Source organism: Sinomicrobium weinanense (assembly GCF_018863395.1).
Lineage (GTDB): Bacteria > Bacteroidota > Bacteroidia > Flavobacteriales > Flavobacteriaceae > Sinomicrobium > Sinomicrobium weinanense.
The window spans coordinates 99,003-125,499 of the sequence record NZ_JAHKRR010000002.1 but is presented as its reverse complement, the minus strand read 5'-3'; the positions used below and the strand labels follow the sequence as shown (position 1 = coordinate 125,499).

At 46.3% G+C, this 26,497-nt stretch carries 21 protein-coding genes; 9 read left to right on the top strand and 12 right to left on the bottom strand.

Features of this window, described 5'->3' with window-relative positions:
- The first annotated feature begins 31 nt into the window (after positions 1-31).
- Complete coding sequence (locus KN811_RS06220; RefSeq protein ID WP_187967241.1) at positions 32-610, top strand: LutC/YkgG family protein; 579 nt, start codon at positions 32-34, stop codon at positions 608-610.
- A 73-nt stretch (positions 611-683) separates the two neighbouring features.
- Here the strand turns inward: KN811_RS06220 and KN811_RS06215 are convergent, their stop codons facing one another.
- Positions 684-1,787 carry a TlpA disulfide reductase family protein gene (locus tag KN811_RS06215; RefSeq protein ID WP_187967242.1) on the bottom strand — a complete coding sequence of 368 codons (1,104 nt, stop codon included), beginning with the start codon at positions 1,785-1,787 and terminating at the stop codon, positions 684-686.
- A 271-nt stretch (positions 1,788-2,058) separates the two neighbouring features.
- Here KN811_RS06215 and KN811_RS06210 point away from each other — a divergent pair, with 271 nt between their 5' ends.
- The 3 genes from KN811_RS06210 (at position 2,059) to KN811_RS06200 (ending at position 5,013) form a co-directional block, all read left to right on the top strand.
- Positions 2,059-2,952 carry a LysR family transcriptional regulator gene (locus tag KN811_RS06210; RefSeq protein ID WP_187967243.1) on the top strand — a complete coding sequence of 298 codons (894 nt, stop codon included), beginning with the start codon at positions 2,059-2,061 and terminating at the stop codon, positions 2,950-2,952.
- Between the two features lie 71 nt (positions 2,953-3,023).
- A complete protein-coding gene (locus tag KN811_RS06205) occupies positions 3,024-4,016 on the top strand; it encodes a YeiH family protein (protein WP_187967244.1) in 993 nt (330 codons plus the stop codon).
- A gap of 139 nt (positions 4,017-4,155) precedes the next feature.
- A complete protein-coding gene (locus tag KN811_RS06200; protein ID WP_187967245.1) occupies positions 4,156-5,013 on the top strand; it encodes an alpha/beta hydrolase in 858 nt (285 codons plus the stop codon).
- A gap of 213 nt (positions 5,014-5,226) precedes the next feature.
- Here KN811_RS06200 and KN811_RS06195 read toward each other — a convergent pair whose 3' ends face one another.
- The 11 genes from KN811_RS06195 to KN811_RS06145 all read right to left on the bottom strand — a co-directional run bounded on the left by KN811_RS06195 (position 5,227) and on the right by KN811_RS06145 (position 15,957).
- Positions 5,227-5,673: a GNAT family N-acetyltransferase gene (locus tag KN811_RS06195; protein WP_187967246.1), complete on the bottom strand. Its 447-nt coding sequence runs from the start codon at positions 5,671-5,673 to the stop codon at positions 5,227-5,229.
- Between the two features lie 15 nt (positions 5,674-5,688).
- Entirely contained in the window at positions 5,689-6,969 is a 1,281-nt protein-coding gene (gene argH / locus KN811_RS06190; RefSeq protein ID WP_187967247.1) for an argininosuccinate lyase, read from the bottom strand.
- A 48-nt stretch (positions 6,970-7,017) separates the two neighbouring features.
- Positions 7,018-8,079 carry a M20 family metallo-hydrolase gene (locus KN811_RS06185; protein ID WP_187967248.1) on the bottom strand — a complete coding sequence of 354 codons (1,062 nt, stop codon included), beginning with the start codon at positions 8,077-8,079 and terminating at the stop codon, positions 7,018-7,020.
- A gap of 72 nt (positions 8,080-8,151) precedes the next feature.
- Positions 8,152-8,931 (bottom strand): acetylglutamate kinase, encoded by a 780-nt coding sequence (gene argB / locus KN811_RS06180; RefSeq protein ID WP_187967249.1) that lies wholly within the window; start codon positions 8,929-8,931, stop codon positions 8,152-8,154.
- A 72-nt stretch (positions 8,932-9,003) separates the two neighbouring features.
- Positions 9,004-9,951 carry an N-acetylornithine carbamoyltransferase gene (locus KN811_RS06175; protein WP_187967250.1) on the bottom strand — a complete coding sequence of 316 codons (948 nt, stop codon included), beginning with the start codon at positions 9,949-9,951 and terminating at the stop codon, positions 9,004-9,006.
- A 99-nt stretch (positions 9,952-10,050) separates the two neighbouring features.
- On the bottom strand, positions 10,051-10,458 hold the full coding sequence (locus KN811_RS06170; protein WP_187967251.1) for an endonuclease domain-containing protein: 408 nt from the start codon (positions 10,456-10,458) through the stop codon (positions 10,051-10,053).
- 53 nt (positions 10,459-10,511) lie between these two features.
- A complete protein-coding gene (locus KN811_RS06165) occupies positions 10,512-11,642 on the bottom strand; it encodes an aspartate aminotransferase family protein (RefSeq protein WP_216334725.1) in 1,131 nt (376 codons plus the stop codon).
- A gap of 187 nt (positions 11,643-11,829) precedes the next feature.
- Positions 11,830-12,624, bottom strand: a complete 795-nt coding sequence (gene proC, locus KN811_RS06160) for a pyrroline-5-carboxylate reductase (RefSeq protein WP_187967628.1) — start codon at positions 12,622-12,624, stop codon at positions 11,830-11,832.
- Positions 12,625-12,745: 121 nt separating this feature from the next.
- Positions 12,746-13,723, bottom strand: a complete 978-nt coding sequence (gene argC / locus KN811_RS06155; RefSeq protein ID WP_187967629.1) for an N-acetyl-gamma-glutamyl-phosphate reductase — start codon at positions 13,721-13,723, stop codon at positions 12,746-12,748.
- Between the two features lie 96 nt (positions 13,724-13,819).
- Entirely contained in the window at positions 13,820-15,007 is a 1,188-nt protein-coding gene (gene argG / locus KN811_RS06150) for an argininosuccinate synthase (protein ID WP_187967630.1), read from the bottom strand.
- Between the two features lie 254 nt (positions 15,008-15,261).
- Positions 15,262-15,957, bottom strand: coding sequence for a GNAT family N-acetyltransferase (locus KN811_RS06145; protein WP_247716417.1), 696 nt, complete (start codon positions 15,955-15,957; stop codon positions 15,262-15,264).
- A gap of 339 nt (positions 15,958-16,296) precedes the next feature.
- On the opposite strand from KN811_RS06145, the gene KN811_RS06140 reads away from it, so the two are divergent.
- The 5 genes from KN811_RS06140 (at position 16,297) to KN811_RS06120 (ending at position 26,426) form a co-directional block, all read left to right on the top strand.
- On the top strand, positions 16,297-17,598 hold the full coding sequence (locus KN811_RS06140) for an anthranilate synthase component I family protein (protein WP_187967631.1): 1,302 nt from the start codon (positions 16,297-16,299) through the stop codon (positions 17,596-17,598).
- A 192-nt stretch (positions 17,599-17,790) separates the two neighbouring features.
- Positions 17,791-19,056 (top strand): tRNA lysidine(34) synthetase TilS, encoded by a 1,266-nt coding sequence (gene tilS, locus KN811_RS06135; RefSeq protein ID WP_247716416.1) that lies wholly within the window; start codon positions 17,791-17,793, stop codon positions 19,054-19,056.
- A 77-nt stretch (positions 19,057-19,133) separates the two neighbouring features.
- A complete protein-coding gene (locus KN811_RS06130; RefSeq protein WP_216334723.1) occupies positions 19,134-21,095 on the top strand; it encodes a protein-disulfide reductase DsbD family protein in 1,962 nt (653 codons plus the stop codon).
- 102 nt (positions 21,096-21,197) lie between these two features.
- Positions 21,198-23,045, top strand: coding sequence for a CocE/NonD family hydrolase (locus KN811_RS06125; protein WP_187964467.1), 1,848 nt, complete (start codon positions 21,198-21,200; stop codon positions 23,043-23,045).
- Between the two features lie 114 nt (positions 23,046-23,159).
- Complete coding sequence (locus KN811_RS06120; protein WP_187964468.1) at positions 23,160-26,426, top strand: S41 family peptidase; 3,267 nt, start codon at positions 23,160-23,162, stop codon at positions 26,424-26,426.
- Positions 26,427-26,497 lie beyond the last annotated feature (71 nt).

Sequence of the window (26,497 nt, the reverse complement as noted above, 5' to 3'; positions counted from 1 at the left end):
CTACTTCAGACATATCAAAGTTTAAGGATCGATGAACAGTAAGGAAAAGATACTCGATAGTTTAAAAAAAGCGTGCGGGGACCCGCTTCCCAGGCCGGAGATAGACCTTTTGTATGACAAAACGGCCCTGGTAGAAGAGTATGTACGTACGGCAGAGGCTTCCGGGACCGAGGTGTTTCTCGGGGAAGAAGAAAACATCACAGGGATCATAACGCAGTGGAGCGAGGGGCAAAAAATACAATCGTCCGTTCCCCGTCTGCGGGAAAAATATCCATTGGTATTTGATGAAGATATGCCTTTTGATCAAGACAATATCCCGGGAGTGTTTGTCGCGGAGGCCTCTTTCGGAGTGGTGGAAAACGCTGCCCTCTGGTTCACCGATGAGGAACTGACGTCCCGCCTGCTCGCCTTTATTCCCGAAAAACTGATAATACTGCTTTCCCGTAACCACTTAGTGGCCACCATGCACGAGGCCTATGCCAGGATAGAGGAGGGGAAAACCTTTGGTTTCGGACTGTTTATGGCAGGCCCGTCCAAGACGGCAGATATAGAACAAACTCTGGTAAAAGGAGCACAGGGAGCTAAGGAGCTGGCTGTGATACTGTATTAGGAGGAAAGGAAAAACAGAAAATAAGAAAGGCTATCTCTCACGGATAGCCTTTCTTATATCTGGTAATGGATTTTTACATTTCAAAAAGCTCGGCCAGTTTGGCGTCGAGATCTTCACCGCGCAGGTTTTTAGCCACGATCTTGCCTTCTTCATCGAGGATAAAGGTAGCGGGGATAGCCTTTATGTTATAGAGCTGTGCAATGGGGTCCTGCCAGAACTTCAGGTTAGAAATATGATGCCAGGGAAGTTGATCTTCTTCGATGGCTTTTTCCCAATCTTCCTTTTTTCGGTCCAGGGAAACACCGATGATGCTCAATCCCTGGTCTTTATATTTGTTGTAGAGCGAAACCACATGTGGATTTTCGGCCCTGCAGGGTTTGCACCATGCCGCCCAGAAATCGATAATGGTTACTTTTCCTTTGATATCTTTTAAGGTCAGGGTTTCTCCTTCGGGAGTAGGACCGGAGAAATCGGGGGCCACAGCACCTATGGACAACTTGGATGCTTGCTCCAATTGCGTAGTTATTCGTTGTGCAGGCTTGGTTTTCTTTACCTCCTCGGTCAGGGTGGAGAACAGCTCCTTTACCTTTTCCGGAGACTGTGACTTGGACTGGAGTATTTTTTCAAGCACTATGGCAGAGATATAAGAATCCGGATTGTCGGTAACAAATTGCACTTCATATTCCTTGGCCTCATCCATGATATCGGCATAGGTATCCTGTAAAGTAGCTATGGTTACCGTGTCTTTTTCTTGTGAAGCCTTCATCATCTGTTCGCGCAGGGCGTTGATCTTTTCTCCGATACTGCGTGTACCGTTGATAAAAGCATAAAAGTCGTCGTTAGACGGCGTACCTCCCATTTTAGAGAAGTTAATGCTGTCTTTATAGGCTTCTATTTCAATATCCCCATTCTCTACGATCACCGGAATATTTCCAACCTGGTCTACAATAATATAATGTATTTCCGGAATATCCGCTTTTCCCGCAAAAGTAAATTCCCCGTTTTTCACTTCGGTTGAATCCACATCCACAGGCTGATTGTTTTCATCTACTTTTTTCATGAATACCTGTTTGCCATCTTCCACACCGTCCAATTTTACAGTGATCGTATAGCCGTCCTTTTTACCGCAGGAAACGGCAACAAGTACCATAAAAAACAATAAGCCGATCTTTTTCATTTATCTATTATTTTAATAATTCACGATTTAAGAGCTACGATCTACAAGCGGGATTGTATTGAAAATCACCTGTTGTGATTCGAAACTCAATTTAATGGATTTGTGCAAAGTTAAACTTTCCGGGCAGATAAGCGTGATGTTTAGGATAAAATTAAGGGAAATGTTAAAAAGGAGGCTGTTGAAAAAGGATCAGTTGTTTTGGAAGGTTTTGTGTAAAAGTTAAAATGCAGGACCGGGCAGACAGACAGATTTTAATTCATACTTTTACACCATGCTCGATTTTCGTTTAAAGGTTTTTCACACCGTGGCCAAACGGCTTAATTTTACCCGTGCCGCCCGTGAACTGTATATTTCCCAGCCCGCGGTAACCAAGCATGTAAAGGCTTTGGAGCAGGAATACGGGATACAGTTGTTCGAACGTAACGGAACAAAAATACAACTCACCTATGCAGGGGAGCTGCTGCTGCAAAGCACGGAGAAGATATTTGAAATATACCGGAAACTGGAAACAGACCTGCACGCCTTATCGGGAGAGCAGGTAGGGAAGCTGCGTATCGGGGCCAGTACCACGATAGCCAATTATATATTGCCTAAAGTATTGCCCGCTTTCCGGGAAAAATATTCTGATGTGGATATCGAACTCCTGGTGGGGAATACGGAATGGATAGAAAAATTGCTGGAAAACAAGGACATTGATCTCGGGGTTACCGAAGGCGTGTCCAAATCGCCGGGATTGAAGTATACGCCCTTTATCCGGGATGAAATCGTCCTGACCGGTTCTGCTGATCACCCGGCGGCCCTGAAAGGGACCATAGATACAGAGGAATTAAAACAGCAACCTTTACTGATACGTGAATTTGGTTCCGGTACTTTAGATGTAATAACCCATGCCCTTCAGGCATTGCATATAAAAATATCCGATCTGCACATAGCGCTTCAACTCACCAGTAGTGAAGGTATAAAACTATACCTGCAACATTCCGGTTGCCTGGCATTTCTTTCTGTCTATACCATACAAAGCGAACTTCAGAATAATAGCTGTTCTATTATAGATGTGGAAGGGCTGGAGATAGAACGGCTCTTTTATTTTGTCCGGTTACAGGGCCATGCCGATATACTCACAGGGCTTTTTATGGATTTTGCCCTTCGTTATAACTACAGGTAATACTACATTCCCATAAGTGATTTCCATAACTCACCGGGGCAGGGGAACTTTGCAGGGTAAAACTTGCAACTATGAACAGGAAATCAAAAAGCAGAATAGACTTCCGTACGCTTGTCGTAAAAGAGATTTTCAATAAGCATGTCAGCATTCGGGAAATTATCTTTATCGCCCTGGTTCTCCTTTGTCTTTCATCTTTCGTTTCCCCGCCGGTTGCCCTGCTTCTCGGAGTGATGACAGCGCAGGTCATGGGGCATCCGTATATGCACCTCAACCACCGGGCTTCCCATCTTCTGTTGCAATTTTCCGTGGTGGGGCTGGGATTTGGAATGCATGCAGAGAGTGCATTAAAGGCGGGCAGGGAAGGCCTGATGCTCACCGTTGGTTCCATCATAGGGACACTGGTGCTGGGGTTTGTGTTGCACAAGGTTCTGAAAATCGAAAAAAAGACCGCTTTCCTGGTATCGGTAGGTACGGCCATTTGTGGCGGTAGTGCCATTGCCGCCATAGCTCCCGTGATAAAAGCCCAGGAAAAGCAAATCTCGGTGGCCCTTGGGGTGGTGTTTGTCCTGAATTCCCTGGCACTGTTCCTTTTTCCTCCCATAGGGCATTTTCTGGGGCTTTCCCAGAACACTTTCGGGCTTTGGAGTGCGGTAGCAGTTCACGACACCAGTTCGGTGGTAGGTGTGGCTGCAAAGTACGGATCCGAAGCCCTGGAGGTAGCCACAACCGTAAAACTGGCCCGGGCGCTATGGATTATTCCCGTGGCCCTGTGTTCTTCCGTAATATTCAGAACAAAGGGCAGTAAGATAAAGATCCCTTATTTTATTGGGTTGTTTATCCTTGGTATGTTACTGAACACTTATGTTCCTTCCGTTCGGTATATCAGTCCGTATGTTGTTGAGATATCCAAATCGGCCCTTACGCTTACCCTTTTTCTCATCGGATGCGGGCTTACCAGGAAGACCGTTGCTGCCGTAGGAGGCAGGCTTTTTATCATGGGATGCCTGCTCTGGTTTGTCATTTCTGTATTTGCCTTCTGGATGGTAACTTCCCTGGGGCGTTGAATCCCATTGAATGAGTCGAACCGGGAGATAGGTCAAATACTTTAACAGAATTACCTCTTTTTGTTTTCTTACCTATGGGATAATACAGTAAATTGGTCTTTCAACTGAAACAAAACACATATATTCAAATCAATACCTTATGATTAATATCATACTCCCCGGATCACTACAAACAAAATGCTGTATTATTTTGTTGCTCTTTACCGGGTTCTCCGGATTTTCCCAGGAGAACTACAAGACGGAGATGGATGTTCTTTATTATTCTGATTCACTGAGTGAAAAAGACTCTTATGTAAATGAAAAATGTAAGTTAGATATCTATTATCCCGTGAACCTGGATAATTATCCTACGGTGATATGGTTTCACGGTGGGGGGCTCACCGGGGGAAGCAGGGAAATTCCCGAAGCGTTGAAAAACAAGGGTTTTGCCGTGGTTGGTGCAGGATACCGGCTTTCTCCCAAAGTGAAGTCAGAGCAGTGCATAAAGGATGCGGCCGCTGCCATTGCCTGGGTCTTTAAACACATCGGGGAATACGGCGGTGATCCGGACCTTATTTTCGTTTCCGGGCATTCCGCAGGCGGATACCTGGCCATGATGGCCGCCTTGGACAAGGATTATCTCAAACCCCATCATGTTGATGCGGATAAAATAGCCGAGGTCATCCCTTTTAGCGGGCATACCATAACCCACTTTAATATCCGGAAGGAAATGGGGCTTTCGGATATACAGCCTTTAATAGACCAATATGCCCCGCTCTACCACGTTCGTGATGATGCCCCTCACATGTTACTGATCACCGGTGACCGGGAGAAAGAAATGCTGGGCAGGTATGAGGAGAACGCCTATTTTCTACGGATGATGAAACTTGCCGGGCATAAGGATACAGAGCTGTATGAACTGGAGGGTTACGGGCATAATATGGTGCAGCCTGCACTTCCTTTGCTGGTCCGGGAAGTACAGCAGCGGAGTAAGGAAATAAGCCGTACCCGGAAATAAAGACGGGCAGGGCTATATTATTGTAACAATATATGGGAGTAAATGTATTATGATTAACGCCCTGTTGAATTGTCGTATATTGTCGTAAATTTTGTGTTGTACTATCGTAATGCCGTGTTTTGGTCTTTGAATGGCTTGTATATGTTAAGTATATTAATGCTGAATAATGATCTGGTAATCATTGTTTTCAGTGAATGCTGATATATTTTGGTCTTATTTTGAGTATATTTTTTTGTTATAAAGCTCCATCCATTTTGTGGGATCGGCGATATCAGTCCATCCGAATTGTCTATATAATCCGTGAGCATCACCGGTAAGTAATATCCACCTTCGCAAGCCTTGCAGGTCGGGATGATCCATGATGGTTTTTACCAGCCATTTAGATAATCCGATGCCTCTGTAATTATTCAGTATAAAAACATCGCCGAGATAGGCAATGGTGGAAAAGTCGGAAATTACTCTTGCAAAACCTACTTGTTCGTCATCTTTATAAATTCCGAAGCATAATGAATTTTGTATTGAATTCAATACCTTATCTTTTGGGATGTTCAGGCACCAGTATGCTTCGGTTGATAAAAATTTATATATGATCCCGATGTTTAATTTTGTTTTATCTGTTGAGATACAGAATCCGTCTTTATGTACAATTAACTTTTCCATAATGACAAGTATTCTTTACAGTGTTTTTTGCATTTTCTCCCGGATCTGATCCAGACAGAGATTACCCAGACTGCCCTCATGTGTATGATGTATGTCCCGCTTAGGTTTAAAGTTGCCTTCAGCGATGTCCATACCCATTTTTTTATAGGCGTCCCGGAAGGGCATGCCCGACTGTACGAGTTCGTTTAGGGTGTCAACACTAAAGAGGTAATCGTATTTGGGATCTTCGAGGATACCTTTGTTTACCCGGATATCCTTCAGGGTGAAGGCGGCCATTTCCAGGCAGGCCTTGAGGTCCTGAATGGCAGGGACAATGACTTCTTTGACGAGTTGGAGGTCACGGTGGTATCCGCTGGGGAGGTTGTTGGTGATCAGGGTGAGCTGGTTGGGCACGGCCTGTATTTTGTTGCACTTGCCACGGATAAGCTCAAACACATCGGGGTTCTTTTTGTGGGGCATGATACTGCTCCCGGTAGTAAGTTCGTCTGGAAAGGAGATAAAATTGAAGTTCTGGCTCATGTACAGGCACACATCCATAGCCATTTTGGAGAGGGTAGCGGCAATGCTGCTCAATCCGAAGGCGGTGCTTTTCTCTACCTTGCCACGGCCCATCTGCGCGGCTACAACATTGTATTTCATGGTCTCGAAACCGAGTTCCTTAGTAGTATAGCTTCGGTCTATGGGGAAGGAGCTGCCATACCCGGCGGCACTTCCCAGTGGATTCTGGTCGGCGACCTTGTATGCGGCATCGATAAAGTAGAGGTCATCGATAAGGCTCTCGGCATAGGCGGAGAACCACAGCCCGAAAGAGGAGGGCATGGCGATCTGTAAATGGGTGTAGCCCGGAAGGAGTGTGTCTTTGTGTTTTTCTGCAAGTTCCAGGAGAAGGCCAAAAAGGTCAGCCGTCTGCTGCCTGATCTCCTGCAACTCGTTTTTGAGGTACAGGTGCATGGCCACGAGTACCTGGTCGTTCCGGGAGCGGGCGGTGTGTATCTTTTTTCCGGTGTCGCCCAGTTTTTGGATCAGGAGGTACTCTATCTTGGAGTGCATGTCCTCGAAACTGTCCTCTATGGTAAATTTCCCCGCTTCGATGTCCTTTTGGATATGTTCGAGTTCCGTGACGAGTTGCCCGGTTTCTTCTTCGGTAAGCAGTCCTATCTTACCCAGCATTCTGGCATGTGCCGTAGAGGCGATAACGTCATATCTGGCCAGGAGCAGGTCCAGCTCCCTGTCATTGCCTACGGTAAAATGGTCTATTTTTTGGTCTGTGCTAAAGCCTTTGTCCCAGAGTTTCATGTTTTGTGGTTTCTGTGGTTTCTTGTTTAAGGTTTTTGGTTTGATGCGTTACAAAACCTTTTCCATTAATTTGATGTATAGCTCAATGCCTTCCTCAATTTCGCGTACGTAAATATACTCATTTGCAGAGTGAGAGCGGGTAGAGTCTCCTGGTCCCAGTTTAAGGGAAGGACAAGTCAATACAGCTTGGTCAGACAGCGTTGGCGAACCATAGGTTTCTCTTCCTAAAGCTATTCCTGCCTGTACCAGTGGATGATCCTTCGGTATGGATGATGAATTAAGCCTTAACGAACGCGGGGTAATAACATCACAGGGGGATTCTGCCCGCAGAAGGTCTGCGATCTCCTGGTTAGTGTATTTGTCGTTGACCCGCACGTCGATAACGAGGTTGGTGTCGGCGGGGACGACATTGTGCTGCTTTCCGGCGTTGATCTGGGTCACGGTCAGCTTTACCGGCCCCAGGACTTCAGATACTTTTTCAAGGCGATAGTCCCTGAACCATTCCAGCACCCTGATGGTGTTGTATATGGAGTTATTATCGTTAGGATGTGCAGCATGGCTGGGTGTGCCCCTGACCACGGCATCGAATACCACCAGTCCTTTTTCGGCTATGGCAAGCTGCATCAGAGTGGGTTCGCCTACTATGGCCACGTCGATGTGGGGTAGTATGGGGAGCATACTGTTTAGCCCTTTATCGCCGGAACTTTCTTCTTCGGCAGAAGCCACTATGACCAGATTGTAATTCAGGTCGGGTTTATCGTAGAAATAAACGAAGGTGGCCAGCAGGGATACAAGGCACCCTCCGGCATCGTTGCTCCCCAATCCGTAGAGCTTGCCATCTTCTATATGTGCATCAAAGGGATCTTTGGTGTAGGCGGTATTGGGCCTTACGGTATCGTGGTGCGAATTCAGCAAAAGGGTGGGTTTACCTTCTTTAAAGTGTTTATTGAAAGCATATACGTTATTGTCCTTACGCTTAAAGGGTATGCTGTTTGATCGAAGCCAATTTTCGATATGTGCCGCAGTCCGGTCCTCTTCGGATGAAAAGGAAGGGGTGCTTATCAGTTGCTCTAAAAGCGCTATGGCCGATGGTTTGAGTTGGTCTATCATTTTACTTTATATCTTTTAAGGAGATAATCTCGCTTGAGACGCACAGCCGCGCGTCTTTACGATCAATCTATATTATAACGTTAGCGTTGTAAACAGTTTTTCCTTTCCTGCGATCATCCCCGGCAGGCCTATATATACCCTGTGCACGTGGCGTTGCAGGGCATTAAAGCAATTGTGCATTTTGGGCAGCATGCCGTCTGATATGACATTTTCCTGGAGTAATTGCTCGTATTTTTCCGTGTTGATGTGCTCTATGACCGAATTGTCGTCTTCCACGCTTCGCAATACCCCTTTTTTCTCAAAACAGTAGTAGAGCGAAGTCTCAAAGTGTTCGCTCATGGCGATGGCTACTTCAGAGGTGATGGTGTCTGCATTGGTATTGAGCAATTGTCCTTTCTTGTTGTGGGTTATGGCGCAGCATACAGGGGTCATCCCACTTTCGAGCAAGGCCTTTATAGTTGTGGCGTTTACTTGCCTGATGTCCCCGGCAAAACCGTAGTCAATATCCTTAACGGGCCTTTTGTCGGAAATAATAATGTTGCCGTCGGCACCCGATAAGCCTATGGCATTGCAATCGAAACTTTGCAGGCGGGAGACGATGTTTTTATTGGCGAGCCCACCGTAGACCATGACAATGACGTCGAGTGTTTCGCGGGTGGTGATCCGCCGGCCGCCTACCATTTTTGCAGGGACTCCGAGTTGTTCGGCAATACGGGTGGCTGTTCGCCCCCCGCCGTGAACAAGGATCTTTTGGCCTTCCATTACGGCAAAGTCCCGGAGGAAATCGCTTAATGCCGATTCGTTTTCGATGATGTTACCACCTATTTTGACTATGGATAGTTTGGGTTTCATTTTTATATTTTTAATGGGCTGTTAAATCCCGGTCTCGTTTGAGACGAACGACCGTTCGTCTCTACATCGTCATTATATAGATTCAAGGATCTGTTTTAAAACTACCTGTGCTGCAAAGGTACGGTTATTGGCCTGTGGTATGACGATGGATTGCGGGCTGTCAAGAACAGCGTCATCCACAATGATGTTTCTCCTTACGGGCAGGCAGTGCATAAATTTGCCGTTGTTGGTCAGCGCCATTTTGTCGGCTGTGATCCTCCAGTTGGGATCGGTGTGCAACACTTTACCGTAATCCCTGTACGAGCTCCAGCTTTTTACATAAACGAAATCAGCATCTTTCAGGGCTTCATCCTGATTGTAGATGATCGGGGTATCGCCAGTGACTTCCGGATTGAGTTCATATCCTTCGGGATGGGTGATGACAAAGTCTGCATCCATCTTTTGCATGATGCTGGTAAAGGAATTGGCCACGGCATGGGGCAATGCCTTGGGGTGCGGAGCCCAGGAGAGGACCACTTTGGGTTTTTCCCTTGTTCTCTGTTCGGTAATGGTAATAGCATCGGTCAACGCCTGAAGTGGGTGCCCGGTGGCACTTTCCATATTTATAATAGGGACGGAGGCGTATTTCTGGAAACTCTTTAACACGTATTCATTTTCGTCCTTCTGCTTGTCCGTGAGGGTAGGGAAGGCCCTGACCGCTATGATATCACAGTATTGCGATATAACCGCTGCAGCTTCCCTGATGTGTTCGGAGGTGGAACCGTTCATAACACTACCATCCTCAAACTCCAGCGACCAGGCTTCTCCCGAAAAATTCATCACCATGACCTGCATTCCGAGTTGCATGGCCGCTTTTTGTGTGCTGAGGCGGGTACGCAGGCTGGAATTGAAGAACAACATCCCCAGTGTTTTGTGTTTACCGAGTTGTTCAAACTTATAAGGGGCCTGTTTTAAGGCAATAGCGTCTGCTATGGTTTTCGGGAGGTTTTCTATGTCGTCTGTTGTCAGGTAATGTTTCATTTGTTCTTTAGTTAATAAGTTATTTAGTTTGGGAGTTTTGGAGTTGATTATATCTTGGGTTACGTGGTTATCAGATGTTTTCCTTCAGGAAAACGAAACTTAGCTCCCCTCTTGAGAGGGGTTGGGGGTGTGTACTTCATATTCATGTATATAAGCCTCAATAGCCCTCAACACATTTTCAGTATCTTTCAGAACCTGTTCGTCCGTAAACCGAAGGACTTGTATCCCTAATCTGCTCATTGTTTGTTCTTTTTGTACATCCTTTTTATAAACTTCCACGATACCATGTGAGTATCCATCCACTTCAATACCCAACATAAGTTCATGACAGAAAAAATCGAGAATATAATTATCTATGGGTTTCTGCCGGTGAAAATCATATCCGTATAGTTGTTTTCTTCTCAGTTTTGTCCAGAGAATGATCTCGGCCTTGGTGCTATTGTTACGTGACTGCCTGGCGAGCTCTTTTAGTTTTGGGTTATATGGAATGATTTTTCTTCTTTTCAAATTTTTTGCTTTACACACCCGGGCCCCTCTCAAGAGGGGAGCTTTTCTTTCTCTTACGAGGGAAGAATTGTTTTAAGTGCGTCAAAAAACGTATCAATATGTTCTTTTTTCACGGTGAGCGGAGGTAAAATACGCAACAATTTCTTGTTACTGCTTCCGCCGGTGAAGATATGTTTGTCATGGATGAGTTTTTTGCGGAGTTCACCCACTTTAAAATCGAATTCCAGTCCCAGCATCAATCCCCGGCCTTTGATTTGTTTTATTTGGGGTATGGATTTGGCTTTTTCGGTAAAATATGCGGAAATCTCGGTGACGTTCTGCATAAGGTTTTCTTCTTTCAGCACATCCAGTACGGCTATGGCTGCGGCGCAGGCCAGGTGATTGCCTCCGAAGGTGGTGCCCAGCATGCCGTGTCTGGCCTTTATGGATGGGTGTATAAGGATGCCTGCTACGGGGAAACCATTGCCCATACCTTTGGCCATGGAGATGATATCTGGTGTTATGTTATACTTCTGAAAGGCGAAAAAATCACCTGTACGGCCGTATCCACACTGTATTTCGTCGGCGATGAACAAGCTGTCGTATTGTTTGCAGAGTTTATCGGTTTTTTCGTAGAAACCGGCGGGGGCTTCATCCAGTCCGCCTACACCTTGTATAAATTCTGCGATCACGGCGCAGACATCTCCTTTTTGAAGTTCGCTTTCCAGGGAAGTGGTGTCTCCCATTTCCAGAAAGGTTACCCGGTGTTGTGCGTTAAGCGGGGCAACAATGTTTTTGTTGTCTGTGGCAGCTACTGCGGCGGATGTCCTTCCGTGAAAGGCATTTTTAAAGGCAATAACGCGTGCCTTTCCTGTCTGGAAGGAGGCGAGCTTTAAGGCGTTTTCATTGGCTTCGGCCCCGGAGTTGCAGAGAAAGAGTTCGTAATCGTCACACCCGGAAAGGGCGCCGAGTTTTTGGGCCAGTTCGGCTTGTAGCGGGTTCTGTATGGCATTGGAATAAAAGCCAAGTCTTTGCAACTGCCCGGAAATGCCCGATACATACCGGGGATGGGAATGCCCTATGGAGATCACGGCATGACCTCCGTAAAGATCCAGGTAAGATGTGTTATTTTCGTCGTAAACAAAAACGTCCTTTCCCCGTACCGGAGTAATATCATATAATGGGTAAACGTCGAATAGTTTCATTTTTATCTTTTTTTGACTTAGGACTGTAAGACTTATGACGTATGATGGTTTGTGGTCTGATGCCTTGCACTCCAAAATTTCATGTTTGGTAAATAATTTTTTAAACCGATGCTTAATAACAAGTTCGAAAAGACAGATCTTATCTTCACGATCCTATGTCTTAAGTCCTGCAATCTTACGTCGTTTTCTACAAATCGGCAATTTGATTGATTTTGTTAAATGAAGCTACGATCCCTTTGATGAGGGAAGAGCTCAGTCCGCTGTGTTCCATTTCGTTAAGGCCTTCTATGGTACATCCCCGGGGTGTGGTGACCTTGTCGATCTCTTCTTCGGGATGGTTACCCGATTCTACGAGGAGGCTGGCGGCTCCCATACAGGTGTGCATGGCTAGTTCCCGGGCTTCTTTAGCATCGAAACCGAGTTGTATGGCACCCTGTGTGGTGGCGCGGACCAGGCGCATCCAGAAGGCAATACCACTGGCACAGATCACTGTGGCTGCCCGCATCTGTTCTTCGGGGATCTCTATGGAGGTGCCCAGTTTGTTAAAAATAGCCCTGGTGAGTTCCACCCGCTGTTTCCCTTTTTCGTTGCTACATATACAGGTCATGGACTTTCCGACAGAGATAGCCGTGTTGGGCATGCTCCGTATAATGTAGTTGTCGTCACCGACAATAGCTTCGATCTTTTTGATCTTAAATCCGGTTATGGTAGAGATAAGGACGTGCTTGTCATTCAGCAAATCCTTTATTTCGTGAAGGATACCTTCAAATTGCCGGGGCTGTACGGCAAAGATGAGAATGTCAGAATTCTGTACGGCCTGCCGGTTGTCGGAGGTGACTGTGACATTTCCGTATTCTTCCCAGCTTTTAATGGAATCCGGGTTTTTTTTTGTCAGGTAAAGCGTGGTCACCGCGTTGTTGATGATGAGGCCCTTGGCTATGGAAAGGCCGAGGTTTCCGGTTCCTATGATGGCTATTTTCATCGGCTGATCGTTGTTTGTGGTTTAATGTTCAAGGTTCAAAGTTTAAAGTTGCAGGTTTTAGGCTGTTTTTCCTTTAGTTCGGTCGTTTTATACTTCTAACTTCGTATTTCTAACTTCGTACTTAAAAATAAGCGGCCTTTAATTGCAATCCCAGGCTCTCCTCCAATCCGAAGATCAGGTTCATATTGTGTATGGCCTGTCCGGATGCACCTTTGGTCAGGTTGTCGATGATGGAGGTGATCAGCAGTTTGTTTTTGTGCTTATGCAAATGGATAAGGCACTTGTTGGTGTTGACCACCTGTTTGAGGTGCAGCTCTTTGTCGCTAACCGTTGTGAAAGCAGCATTTTTGTAAAATGCCTTGTATAATTCCTTTATCTTTTCAAGATCTTCGGTACATTCGGTATAGGCCGTGGCAAAGATCCCCCTGGAAAAATTCCCCCGGTTGGGCATAAAAAGGATGTCCCTGTCGAAATTGTTTTGTAATTGAGTGATACTTTGTCCTATTTCTCCCAAATGCTGATGGGTAAAGGGCTTGTAATACGAAAAATTGTTGTCTCTCCACGGGAAATGCGAGGTGGGCGACAGGGATGTGCCTGCCCCGGTGGCCCCGGTAACGGCGTTGACGTGTACATCGTGCTGTAACAAGTCGTGCTGTGCCAACGGAAGCAATGCCAGTTGTATGGCCGTAGCAAAGCATCCCGGGTTGGCGATATACTGTGCGTTTTCAATCTCAGCCTTATTGAGTTCGGGCAATCCGTATACGAAGTGCATACCGTTAAAATCGGCATCCGGGCTCAACCGGAAGTCATTGCTGAGATCTATGATCTTCGTTTGGGCGGAAAAACTGTGTTTTTCGAGGAAGGATTTGGAGTTTCCATGCCCAAGGCAAAGAAAAAGCACATCGACATCGGTGTTTATTTCACTGGTAAATTTCTGTTCTGTCTCCCCGAGCAGGTCCTGATGAACATCGCTTATCAGGTTCCCGGCATTGGAAGTGCTGTAAACGAAATTTATTTCTGCTGCGGGATGCCGGAGGAGGAGCCGTATCAGTTCTCCTGCCGTATATCCGGCACCGCCTATGATTCCTGCTTGTATCATTTTTTAAATTTTAGATTTATTGCTCATTTGAGGTGCACAGGCCCATCACGTTGCGACGCACGGCCGTGCGTCTCTACTGAATAGCTTGGAAACCTGTTAGCTCATTTTATTGACGTGATAATAGATCTTGTTCTGATTGGAATTTATCTTGATAAATCCTTTGGCATCGTCTGCCGTCCAGCCCTTGTTCATCTCACCGTAGCTTCCGAACGAAGCGTTCATCAGGTCGTGGGGAGACTGGATGCCATCCACCACAAACCGATAGGGATGAAGGGTTACGAAAACATGGCCGGTCACGTTCTTTTGCGTGTCGGAAAGGAAGGCTTCGATATTCCGCATCACCTCATCCAGGTATTGGCCTTCATGGAGAAGCATGCCGTACCAGTTGGCCAGGTATTCCTTGTGGTGTTGCTGCCATTTGGTAAGTACGTGTTTTTCCAGAGTGTGGTGCGCCTTGATGATGATAAGCGGCGCAGCGGCTTCAAAACCTACTCTTCCCTTGATGCCGATAATGGTATCGCCTATATGGATATCCCTTCCGATAGCGTATTTGGAGGCAATATCATTCAGGAGCTGGATATTGCTTACCGGGCTATCCTCTTTGTCGTTTATAGCTATGAGCTCGCCCTCTTTAAAGGTGAGTTTTATTTTTTGAGAACCATCGTTTTCCAGTTGACTGGGCCAGGCTTCCTCGGGGAGGGAAAGGTGAGAGGTCAGGGTTTCGTCGCCACCTACACTGGTGCCCCAAAGCCCCTTGTTGATGGAATATTTGGCTTTTTCCCAGGACATGTCGACCCCGTTTTTTTTCAGGTACTCGATCTCTTGCTGCCGGGAAAGCTGCTCGTCGCGGATAGGAGTGATGATCTCTATTTCCGGGGCGAGGATCTGGAAGATCATGTCAAACCGGACCTGGTCGTTCCCGGCCCCTGTGCTTCCGTGGGCAATGTATTTGGCACCGATCTTTTTTGCATAGTTAATGATCTCTATGGCCTGAACGATCCGTTCGGCACTTACGGAAAGAGGGTAGGTGTTGTTCTTTAAAACATTACCATAGATAAGGTGTCTTACTACCTTGTCATAGAAAGAGTTAACTGCATCGATATTGCTGTATGTGGCCACGCCCAGTTTCAGGGCTTTTCCTTCAATGTCCTTTTGTTCTTCGGGCGTAAAACCCCCGGTGTTTACGCTTACGGCATGGACTTCATAACCTTTTTCCCGGGATAGATATTTTGCGCAGTATGAAGTGTCCAATCCTCCGCTGTAAGCCAAAACGAGTTTTTTCATTGTTTTAATAGTTTTTTAGTTTTGGAGTTTTGGAGTTGATGAGTTGGGTGTTGTCTTATCTCCGCGCTCCGAAACCGTATTTATCGTTTTTAATAGTTTTTTAGTTTTGGAGTTGATGAGTTGGGTATTGTCTTATCTCCGTGCTCCTAAACCGTATTTATCGTTTTAATGGTTTTTTAGTTTTGGAGTTGATACGTCCGGGAGTATAGATAACTAAAAAACTCCAAGACTCCAGAACTCCAAAACTCCCCAACTTATTTCCCTTTAAATTTTGCCATGACTTTCTTTAAGCTGATATACCCTTCTTCCAAAGGGATTATAGAATTTTTGGCTGGTTTTTTCTTTTTTAACAGGAGGGCCTGTTTTATGTTTTTCAACCTTTGAAGTACCTTGCTGTTATAGGGGTGTTTTTGTTTTTTATTCTCCTTTTCTTTCGGGTCGTACATCATGCCGGTGCAAAGACACATTTTTTGCTGGGTCCGTTGCAGGATATCGTAGTTCTTACAGGTCTGGCAGCCTTTCCAGAAGGTGGGGTCGTCTGTCAGTTCGGAAAAGGTTACGGGTTTGTATCCCAGTTCGTAATTGATCTTCATCACGGCCAACCCGGTGGTTATGCCGAATATCTTGGCATCGGGGTATTTTGTCCGCGAATACTCAAATGTGGTCTTCTTGATCTTTTTGGCCAGTCCTATTTTTCGGTAGTCCGGATGTACGATGAGTCCGGAATTGGCCACGAACTTTCCGTGTCCCCAGGCTTCAATATAACAAAACCCGGCGAATTTATCCCCGTCTACCGCTATTACTGCGTTACCGTTCTCTATCTTGGAGATGATGTATTCCGGTGTCCTTTTGGCAATACCGGTACCTCTTACCTTGGCAGATTCTTCTATGGTATCACAGATAACAGTAGCATGTTTAATATGCGACTTGTTAGCAATAACAATATCCATGTTGCTTGTACTTGGTTGAAAAAAGTATATCAGATTTCTTTGAGAGGGGAGCCGGACTCACCTGGGCTCCAAAACAGAAGTACACCCTTACGGGCGACGGCGGATACGGCGCACAACAGGGCGAATAACTGAAACCGGAAGCCTCAGTTGAAGAGAAGTTAATATGTTGTGACTATTTTCCATTTTGTAAAAATAAAGAGGTGGATTCTTTTATGATCCGTAATAACCTCAGTGCTTGTTTTTCACATTGCAATACTACAAAATATTTTCCTTTTCGTCGCGTATCTTTCGTAAAGGATTTGTTAAATTTGTAACATTCTTATTTTCTAAAACCGAAGGATGCGGAGAACTGAAGTTGTATTTCCCCTGGAAGACGGGGGCGGATTTAAGGAAAAACTACTTTTATGGGCACAACAATATACAGAGGTCATATGGCTGGACAGCAATGATTACCAACATTTATACCCGTCTTTTGACGCAGTGCTGGCGGTAGATGCCCTGACCGCCATAAAAACCGATCATCACCATGCCTTTGACGACTTAAAGGAATATCAGGCCACTACGGCCGACTGGATATTCGGTTACCTGTCTTATGACCTTAAAAATGACGTGGAGAAGCTGACTTCTTCCAATACGGACCATTTGCATTTCCCGGAGCTGTATTTTTTTCAGCCTAAAAAAATGATCTTTATAAAAGGGAACACCGCAAAATTTCACTATCTCCCCATGGTGGATGACGAAGTGGAGGAGGATTTTAATGCCGTGCGGGATATGGAAGAGAAAGACACTCCGGAATTACGCCCGATACCGGGTGAGGGCATAAAAGCAAGAATACCTCGGGAAGCCTACTTGCAAAAAGTGGAACAGATGCTGGTACACATCCGCCGGGGCGATATTTACGAAGCTAATTTCTGCCAGGAATTTTATACAGAGGAGGCAGGTATATCCCCGCTAAAGGCATTTTTCGGGCTCAATGCCATTTCCCGGCCACCCTTTGCGGCTTACCTGAAGCTGGAAGATAAATACCTGATATCGGCGTCACCGGAAAGATACCTGAAAAGAACGGGAAACAAGGTGGTTTCCCAACCTATAAAAGGAACGGCCAGACGTGCCGAAGACCCGGAAGAAGACCAGCAGTTGAAACACGACCTGGAAAACACGCCTAAGGAGCGTTCAGAAAATATTATGATCGTAGACCTGGTGCGCAACGACCTTTCCGTAACAGCAAAAAAAGGCAGTGTTCGGGTGGAGGAATTGTGCGAGGTGTATACTTTTGAACAGGTGCATCAGCTTATATCTACCGTAACGTCTGAAGTTGAGGACGATATATCTTCTGTGGATATTATCCGGTCCACCTTTCCCATGGGCAGCATGACAGGAGCCCCCAAGATATCGGCCATGAAGATCATAGAAAAACTGGAAGAGACAAAACGCGGGCTGTACAGCGGTGCGGTAGGATATTTTACCCCCTCGGGAGATTTTGATTTTAATGTGGTTATCCGGAGTATATTGTATAATGCGGCAGACAAGTATGTGTCTTTCACAGTTGGCGGGGCCATCACCGGGGAATCCGTCCCGGAAAAGGAATATGAGGAGTGCCTGATAAAGGCCCGGGCCATGCGGAGGGTATTGGAGGAATAATAACCCGATACTAAAACAACTCCTAAGTTTTATCCGGGAGCTTGGGACCTTTGGTTGTTGGCGGGGTAAAACTTATAATGATCGGTGATGTGAAAACGGTATCACCCCCGATTTTTGGCTTTAAAGAAGAACCATTATTTTAGCCGGATGTTAGAACAGTTCAAAGAGCATATAACACAAGACTTTCCATTTTTGAAAGATGCAAAGTTACTGGTGGCCATCAGCGGAGGGATTGACAGCGTAGTCCTGGCCCGGCTCTGCCACCTTTCGGGGCTGGATATGGCACTGGCCCACTGCAACTTTCATTTGCGCGGAGAAGAAAGCGACAAAGACGAAAAATTTGTCCGGGAACTTTCCAAGCAACTGGAAGTAAGTGTCTATACAGAACATTTCAACACCAAAGCCTATGCCGGTGAACACGGCCTTTCCATACAACTGGCCGCACGCGAACTGAGGTATAACTGGTTTGCCCAACTGCAGGATACCCTGAATTTCGACTACCTGCTCACCGCTCATCATGCCGATGACAACCTGGAAACCTTTCTTATTAACCTCTCCAGGGGTACGGGTATCGAAGGACTTTCCGGTATTCCACCTGTTAACGGGAAGGTCATACGCCCCTTGCTGCCCTTTTCCAGGGAGGAGATCTTTTCTTATCTGAAAAAAAACGGCTGGCAGTGGAGAGAGGACAGTAGTAATGTAGATACCAGGTACCTGAGGAACAAGATCAGGCACGACATTGTTCCGCAGTTAAAAATGTTGTCCCCTGATTTTCTGGAACAATTCAGGAGAACCCAGCATCATTTGTCGGAATGCGAAACCATCCTGAAAAAACATGTGGAAGAAATAAAGGAAAAGATAATAAAAAAAGAAGGAGAACGATGGATCGTCGATATTTCCCTGCTTGGCAGATTAAGCCCGTTGGAGTCTTACCTGTACTACCTGTTCAAGGATTTTTCTTTTCCGGTGGATGAAGTCCGGAAACTGTTGCATGCCATGTCGGGGAAGCGTATAACTTCCCGCGGATATATTATGGTGAAGGACAGGGAAAACCTCCTCATAGAGCCGTTAAAGGGTTCAAAAACGGGGTGTTATACTGTTGATGAAGATGTTAAGGAAATCACGGAACCGTTGCATTTAAAATTTTTTGAAGGAAAAGAATTAGGGGAAAACCAGAAAAATACAGTCCTGATTGATAAAGATAAGTTAAAGTACCCCCTGATTGTCAGGAAATGGGAAAAAGGCGACTATTTTTATCCCCTGGGAATGTCCAACAGAAAGAAACTGAGCAAGTTCTTCAAGGACGAGAAAATATCAGTACTGGACAAACAAAAGATCTGGCTGTTGTGCTCCGGGGACGATATCGTGTGGGTGATAGGCCACCGCCTGGACAACAGGTATAAAATAACTCTGGATACTGTGAACAAAATGAGTGTGGTGCTAAACCCTTCCGAATAATAAGTAGAATATCTAAATCTGATAGCTAAAATCTCAAATCTAATAAAGACACACTAAACTAACATATCACGAATAAAATGAAACATATACTTCCCATCCTGATCGGACTTTTTTCAATACTGTTTTCCTCCGGGGTCTCGGCCCAGCCCGGGGACCAGGTGACCTGGGACACTTCCGTGGAAAAGCTGTCAGACACGGAATACCAGTTGGTCATGACGGCGTCCATCATAGAACACTGGCACCTGTATACTACCAATATCCCGGAAGGCGGCCCTATCCCTACGTCCTTTACTTTCGAAGGTGCCGGGAAAGATTACGAACTGGTGGGGGGCCTGGAAGAAAGCGAATCGCATACGGAATACGACAATATCTTCGACATGGAGCTTTCCTATTTTGACGGGGAAGCCGTTTTTAAGCAAAAGATCAAACTGCTGAAGCCCGATCTCAAGGTGATACAGGGATTGGTGGAATACCAGGCCTGCGACGACCAGAGCTGTATTTTTGCCGATGCCGACCTGGCCTTTTCGCTGGATGGTGGTAAAGCGGTGGTCAAACAGCTCGAAGTGGATGAGAAGAGCGCGCTCTTGTCTAAAAACTTAAAACTGGAGCTTCAAAACCCGGAACAGTTAAAAGGCGGGGACCAGGGTCAAAGCGGCGGGGGTGGTCTTATGGGCATCTTTGTGCTGGGCTTTTTGGGGGGGCTTTTGGCACTGCTGACCCCTTGTGTATTCCCGATGATCCCGCTGACGGTGTCTTTCTTTACCAAGCAGTCGGGCAACCGGAAAAAAGGGATCTCCAATGCAATACTCTACGGGGTGTTTATCGTGGTGATCTATATGCTGCTGAGTATCCCGTTCCACTTTCTGGACAGTATCGACCCCGAGATCCTGAATACGATCTCGACCAATGTCTGGCTCAATGTCATTTTCTTTGTGATCTTTGTGTTCTTTGCCTTTTCGTTTTTCGGGTATTACGAACTGACCTTACCCAGTTCCTGGGGGAATAAGATGGACTCGGCCTCCGGAACGGGAGGGCTCATCGGTATCTTTTTTATGGCATTGACCCTGGCCATCGTGTCCTTTTCATGTACCGGTCCTATCCTAGGGTCTTTATTGGTAGGCTCGCTGACGGCCGAAGGGGGAGCGACCCAGCTTACCGCAGGGATCACTGGCTTTGGTTTTGCCCTGGCTTTACCCTTTGCACTGTTTGCCCTGTTCCCGAACTGGCTGAACTCCCTGCCGAAATCGGGCGGGTGGATGACCACGGTGAAAGTGGTGCTGGGCTTTCTGGAGTTGGCCCTGGCCTTTAAATTCCTGTCCAATGCGGACCTGGTCCAACACTGGGGAATTTTAAAACGTGAGATCTTTATCGGCATCTGGATTGTGATCTTCGGCTTGATGGCCATTTACCTGTTCGGCAAGATCAAGTTCCCGCATGACGGCCCTTTAAAGAAACTGGGCTTTATCCGCATCGCCTCCGGTGTACTGGTAGCAGCCTTTGTGATCTACCTGGTCCCGGGGCTATGGGGTGCCAACCTGAAATTGCTCAGTGGTTTCCCTCCGCCGATGTTTTACAGTGTCAAACAACAGGAGAGCGACTGTCCGTTGGGGATCAACTGTTTCAAGGACTTTGATGAAGGTTTGGCCTATGCCAAGGCGAACAACAAGCCGATACTATTGGATTTTACAGGCTGGGCGTGTGTCAACTGCCGGAAGATGGAAGAGAATGTCTGGAGTGTTCCCCGGGTCTATGAGCTGTTGAAAGATGACTATGTGCTGATCTCCCTGTACATAGACGACCGAAAGGAACTTCCGGATGACAAACAGTTCAACTACCGGTTGGAGTCTGGCCGGGTAAAGCAGATCCGGACGATAGGGGAGAAGTGGGCGACCTTCCAGGCGATCAATTTCCATACGGCATCGCAGCCTTACTATATTATCATGACCCCGGATCTGGAACTGTTGGGCCCTCCGCAGAAATACACCGATGAGGAGACGTATTATAACTGGCTTAAAGCCGGAAAGGAGAGTGTTAAATAACTACGCTCTTTTTATAAAACACAGGAAAGTACGGTTGTGGCCGTACTTTTTTGTTATATATTTACTTTTTATAATACATTTCCATAAGTAAAACTCCGAATTATGAAAAAAACTTCTGCATTGCTGTTTGTGATGTTTGCCTTTATTTCCTGTTTTGCACAGGAATATGATGTAAAGGAACATTATGACAAACAGGAAGTAACTATTGCCATGCGAGATGGTATAAAGCTGCATGCTACGATCTATAGCCCTAAGGACAAGTCCCGGAAATACCCGATATTGCTCCAACGAACGCCGTATAGCTGTGCTCCCTATGGAGAAGGGCAGTACCGTTCCAAGATAGGCCCTAATGAAACCATGATGGAAGAAGGCAATATCATCGTTTACGAAGATGTAAGAGGACGTTGGAACAGTGAAGGGACATATGACAATATGAGGGCTTACGTTCCGAATAAAAAACGGAAACAGACCGACGAAGCCTCCGATACTTACGACACCATAGACTGGCTGGTAAAGAACATTCCCAACAATAACGGAAAAGTAGGCGTATGGGGCATATCCTATCCCGGGTTTTATTCTACCTATTCCCTGCTGGATGCACACCCGGCACTAAAAGCCGTTTCACCCCAGGCCTGTATAGGGGATTTCTTTTTTGATGATTTTCACCATAACGGTGCTTATCTGTTGAGCTATTGGAGAGCTACGGCGCTTTTTGGTTATATGAAAGACAAGCCCACAACAGAAGCATGGTATGAATTTCCGGAACTGGGTACGAAAGACCAGTACCAGTTTTTCCTGGATGCCGGCCCACTCTCCAAGCTCGATAAATATTATAAGGAAGATAATGTATTCTGGCAGCAATTAAAAGATCATCCCAATTATGACGATTTCTGGAAAACCAGGGGCATCATCCAGCACCTGGAAAAGATAAAACCGGCAGTTATGGTCGTAGGCGGATGGTTCGATGCCGAAGACCTTTACGGGCCACTGGCCACATATAAAAATATCGAAAAAAGAAGCGACAACTATAATACCATAGTTGTAGGCCCCTGGAGCCATGGGGACTGGGCCAGGAAAAAAGGGCGCCAGGCCATAGGTAATGTGTATTTCGGAGATGGTATTTCCGAGTTTTTCCAGGACGAGATAGAAACCAGGTTCTTTAATCATTTCCTCAAGGGCAGCGGAGACAAAAATTCCGGCCTGCCCGAAGCCTATATGTTTGATACCGGACGACGGGAATGGAAAAAATTCGATACCTGGCCTCCCGAAAACACAACCAAGGAAGTGTATGGCATGGGACAGAACCAGAGCTTGTCGCAGGTGATGACCATGGAATATTCTTATCAGGAGTTTGTCAGTGACCCTAAAAAACCGGTCCCTTATTCCGAAGATATAAAAATGGTATTTACCCCGAGGAAGTATATGACGGACGACCAGCGTTTTGCCGCCCGAAGGCCCGATGTACTTGTTTTTGAGACAGGGGTGCTGGATAAAGATATTACCCTGGCCGGTGATATCCTGGCCAAACTCAGGGTGTCCACCACCGGAACGGATGCCGACTGGATCGTAAAGGTCATCGATGTCTATCCTCCCGATGCCGAAGATTATGAAGAGACCCAGGAGTACCTGAAGATGAGCAACTATCACATGATGGTGCGCAGCGAGGTGATGCGGGGCCGTTTCAGGAACAGTTTTGAAAAGCCCGAACCCTTTGTGCCCAATGAAGAGACCAATGTGGATATAAAATTACAGGACGTGTTCCACACTTTTAAAAAGGGGCACAAGATCCAGGTGCAGGTGCAAAGTACATGGTTCCCGCTTATCGACCGTAATCCCCAAACCTATGTGGATAATATTTTCTACGCCAAAGAAGAAGACTTTCAAAAGCAGACCCATAGGGTATACAACTCTTCTGCCATTGAATTTACCGTTTTAAAAGAAAACGAGTAATAGTTAAAGACAGCTATACCTGCAGCCGGTACCCTTCCACGGTTACCGGTTTCAGGTATTGTTCCCGATGCCTTCCCTGCGCGCTCTGCATATCACAATCTAAAAAAAACGACCATGAAAAACCAGACCAGAACATTTCTTGCCTTTATTCTTATTTTATTTAACCTGGCCCTGCTAAAAAGTGCTCCCGACCCGGAAAATACCCGTTTGTTGTCGCAACCTGCCCTTAGCGATACTCACATAGCTTTTATTTATGCAGAAGACCTTTGGGTAGCCAACAAGGACGGTTCCAATCCGCGAAGGCTTACCATAGACGAAGGTATTGAATCCAACCCTGTATTTTCACCCGATGGCTCCCTGGTAGCTTTCAATGCCGAATATGACGGCAGTACCGATGTATATATAGTCCCGGTAACAGGGGGAGTGCCCCGTCGTCTCACCTGGCATCCCTATGACGATACTGTCAGAGGATTTTCGCCCGATGGCAAAAGAGTATTGTTCGCTTCCCAGCGAAGTACCTTTACCAACCGCTTTGACCAACTGTTTACCATGAGCGTGGAAGGCGGAAAAGTAACCCAGCTGGATATACCCAATGCATTTTGGGCCAGTTATGCACCGGACGGAAAACATATTGCCTACACACCTCTTTTTGATGCTTTTAAACAATGGAAACACTATCGTGGAGGAACCATTAGTCGGATATGGCTGTATAATACGGAAGATCACTCTGTAGTCGAGATTCCGAAACCTGCGGGTGGATGCAATGACTCCAATCCTGAATGGATGGACTCCAGAATATATTTCCGAAGTGACAGGAACGGGGAGTTCAATCTCTTTTCCTATGACACGGAGACAAAGGAAATTGTACAACTGACCCACTATGAGGACTTTCCGGTAATGGACCTCGCCGTTCACAACGGGCAGGTTGTCTTTGAACAGGCGGGTTATCTGCATATTTACGAAACAGCCAGTGGGAACATTGACCATATTGAAGTAGGTATCGCTACGGACCTACTGGAGCTACGGCCGCGTTTTGTATCGGGGAGTAACTATGTGCGAAGCATTTCCATTTCACCTTCGGGAGCACGGGTAGTTGTGGATTTCAGGGGAGAAATTGTTACTGCTCCTGCTGAAAAGGGAAACCCTGTTAACCTGACCAATACTCCTGGAGTGCACGAAAATATGCCGGAATGGTCACCGGACGGAAAATCCATAGCGTATTTTTCAGATGCCGGTGGTGAATATGCCCTGCATATAAAGGACAAAGACGGCGAGGGCAAGGAAAAAGTGATCAGTCCGGGAGGGACAGGTTTCTATGCGTATGTCCGATGGTCGCCAGACAGTAAGAAAGTAAGTTTTGTGGATAACGGCAGAAATTTTTATGTGGTCAACATTGTTACCGGGAAAATAAAGAAGATCGCTTCGGACAAACAATATGTTCCCGGTGCTTTCCGGAACCTCTTTGGTGACTGGTCCCCTGATTCCAACTGGATAGCCTATACGGTCATTACAGAAACCCATTTTGAAAGGGCCTATCTGTATTCAGTAAAAGAAGACAAATCTTACCCGCTTTCCGACGGCTTGTCCAATGTTTCCAGCCCTGTGTTCGATCCGTCAGGGAAATATCTGTATATGCTGGCGTCCACAGATGCCGGTCCTGTTGTGAACTGGTTTGATCAATCGACCCTCGATATGGAGATGAGTAGTTCTATCTATCTCGTGACCCTTCAAAAAAAGACAAGATCCCCTTTTGCAAAGGAAAATGATGAAGAAAAAGCAGTGGCAGAAGAGGAGGAAGAAAATGAGGACACGGAAAAGGGCAAAGACAAAAACAAAAAAGAAGAACCTCCATTGATCATAGACTGGGATAATATAGAGCACAGGATTGTGGATATTCCTATACCCGCGGGTATGTATTCCGACCTGGGGATTGCAAAGGAGGGAGAGCTGTTTTACTTGGCTGCCGCCCCACATAACGGAAGCCCTGCCATGCTGCATAAATACGATCTCAATGAGCGTAAGGACGAGGAGATTATGGCAGCGGATGCTTATGTCATTGCAGCCAGGGGAGAAAAAATGCTGTATCGAAATGAAGGCAAGTGGGGGATAACCGATACGGGAAAAAAGCCGGATAACGGAATGCTGGGTCTCGGTACCATACAGGTGAAGATAGACCCGGTTGCCGAATGGAACAATATATTCGAAGAGGCCTGGCGGGTAAACCGGGACTATTTCTATGATCCCGGAATGCACGGCGCAGACTGGAAAGCGATGAAAGAAAAGTACGGGGCATTTCTCCCTGATCTCTCCTGCAGGAGTGATTTGTACCGTGTTATGGAATGGATGTTCAGTGAGTTGGCTGTGGGGCACCACCGTTTCGGGAGCAGGGGAGATCGTATGCACAATCCCGGAAAAATAAAGGGAGGCCTGCTGGGTGCAGATTATGAAGTGGCAGGGAACCGTTACCGCTTTAAAAAAATATACGGAGGACTCAACTGGAATCCTGAATTGAGATCTCCTCTCACCGAACCTGGCGTTAATGTGAATGCAGGTGATTATCTCCTTGCGGTTAATGGTAACGAAGTTATGGCCGAAGATAACCTGTACAGCTTCTTTGAGAATACCGCAGACAGGATCGTTACCCTTACAGTAAGTACTACGAATAGTACATCGGATGCGCGAAAAGTAAAAGTGACCCCTGTAGCTTCGGAATGGGCCCTGAGGAACAGGGACTGGGTAGAAGGGAACATGAAGAAGGTACACGAAGCTACGGACGGACAAGTGGCTTATGTCTATGTGCCCAATACCTCGGTAGCGGGACACAAGTATTTTAAGCGGTATTTCTTCCCGCAGGCTAACAAAAAGGCGATTATTATTGATGAAAGATTTAACGGAGGAGGTTCTCTGGCCGATTATTATATAGATATTCTCAAAAGACCTGAACAGGCCTACTGGAATTTCCGATATGGGAATGACCTCAAATCACCCAGCGCTTCCATACAGGGGCCTAAGGTAATGCTTATAGACGAGACGGCCGGGTCCGGTGGGGATTTTCTGCCTTGGATGTTCCGCAAGTTCAAGCTGGGCAAACTTATAGGTAAGAGGACCTGGGGAGGCCTGGTAGGTATATTGGGCTTTCCGCAGTTTATCGACGGCGGATCGGTCATGGCTCCAAATGTGGCTTTCTATAATGAAGAAGGATTCCGTATTGAAAATGAAGGAATAGCCCCGGATATAAAGGTGGAACAGTGGCCTGAACAGGTTATTCAGGGCAAAGATCCGCAACTCGAAAGGGCTATAGAAGAAGTGATGAAGGAATTAAAGGCAAATCCTCCCCGAAAAATGGAGAGCCCCCCCTATCCGGTGAGGGTCAGGAAATAACTGGTGTAAATTATATGCTTTACTATGCTCCGTTTTTATCCGGTCTGACGACCTGCACACCGGTGAGAAAC